This is a genomic window from Caballeronia sp. dw_276 (assembly GCF_018449635.1).
In the GTDB taxonomy this organism is placed as follows: Bacteria; Pseudomonadota; Gammaproteobacteria; order Burkholderiales; family Burkholderiaceae; genus Caballeronia.
This window is the reverse complement of the sequence record NZ_JAAVUV010000042.1, coordinates 1-1,685: the sequence shown is the minus strand read 5'-3', so window position 1 is coordinate 1,685 and position 1,685 is coordinate 1. Positions and strand designations below refer to the sequence as shown.

The window sequence follows — 1,685 nt, the reverse complement described above, 5'->3', positions numbered from 1 at the left end:
AAGTCGCCGTCTCGTTCCATGCATCGACCATCCGCCGGTATTCATCGGCGTCGAGCATCGGCAGCGTGTCGAGTCTGGCATCGGGTCGTTCGACCATCGCTTTCAGCGTGCGAACGAAATGCCCGGCCATCCGTTCAACCGTGCTGCGATCGAACAGATCGGTGTCGTATTCGAGGCTTGCCCCCAACCCTTCGTCGAGTGTGTCGACGTTCAAGGTCAGATCGAACTTCGCTGTCCTCGCGGCACGCGTCTCATCGTCGACACCGCTCAGCCGCAGACCCGGTAGTTCCATGTCTTCGAACGGCGCGTTCTGCAGGATTAGCATCACCTGGAACAGCGGCGAATGGCCGAGGCTGCGTTGCGGCTTCAAGTCCTCCACGACCTGCTCGAACGGCACGTCCTGGTGCGCGTAAGCGCCGAGCGCCGCTTCACGCGTGCGAGCCAGCAAGGTCTCGAAGGTTGCGCGCCTGTCGATGCGCTGGCGCAAGACCAGCGTGTTGACGAAGAATCCGATCAGGTCTTCGGTCTGCGCGTCGCGACGGTTCGCGACCGGCGTGCCGATGCAGATATCGTCCTGCCCCGCGTGACGCGACAGCACGATACCGAATGCCGTCGCCATCGTCATGAAAAGCGTGCCCTCCACACGCCTCGCCAGCGCCTGCAAGCCGACGGTGGTCGCCGCATCGATATCGAAGCGATACACGGCGCCGTTGTGGCGTTGCACGGCCGGGCGCGGCCGGTCGGTCGGCAGCGTCAGCAATGCCGGCGCCCCGGTCAATTGCGCGCGCCAGTAATCGAGCTGGCGCGCAAGGGCGTCGTCCGTCAGCCATTCGCGCTGCCAGTGAGCGTAATCGGCATACTGCACCGGCAAGTCGGGCAGTGGCGACGGCTCGCCGCGCGAAAATGCCCCGTACAACGCGGCGACTTCACGTACCAGGACCCCCGTCGACCAGCCGTCCGAGACGATGTGATGCAGCGTCAGCGCGATCACATGGTCGGTCGCACCGAGGCGAACCAGCGCGGCGCGAACCAGCGGACCGCTCGACAGATCGAACGCGGTACCCGCCGTTTCATTCAGTTGCATGCGCAACGATATGTCGCGTGCTGCTTCCGGCAGCGTCGACAGATCGACCACCGGCAGATCGAGAACCGGACTGGCGTCGATGCGTTGCTGCACGGTGCCGTTTTCGGCCACGAAGGAGGTCCGCAGCGCCTCATGGCGACGCAGTACCTCGCTGAGCGTCCGATGCAGCACGGCAACATCGAGCTCGCCATGCAGGCGCACGGCAGCCGGGAGGTTGTACAAAGTGCTGCCCGGCTCCAGTTGATCGAGGAACCACAGGCGCTGCTGCGCATACGACAGCGGCAACGACCGATCCCGCGGCACGGGTTCGATCGGCGGCAGCATATCCAGCATCGCGCCACGCCGGATCTCGTCGGCCCAGGCCGCCAGATCGGCCAGCACGGGTGTCTTGAACAGCGCGCGCAGCGGCAGTTCGACATTGAGCAGCTTGCGCATGCGCGCCAGTACTCGAGTCCCTAGCAGCGAATGGCCGCCCAGGTCGAAGAAATCGTCTTGGGCACCGACCTGGTCGAGCTTCAGTACGGCAGCCCAGATGCCGGCCAGTATCGCTTCCGTCCCGGTGCGCGGCTCGATGTATCCGGATGTCGTGCTGTCCGTTGCC

General features: G+C 64.8%; 1 protein-coding gene. It reads right to left on the bottom strand.

Translation table 11 applies throughout. The features are described from left to right. The coding region (locus HB633_RS30510; RefSeq protein WP_255581302.1) for a condensation domain-containing protein at positions 1-1,685 on the bottom strand (1,685 nt) is incomplete at both ends.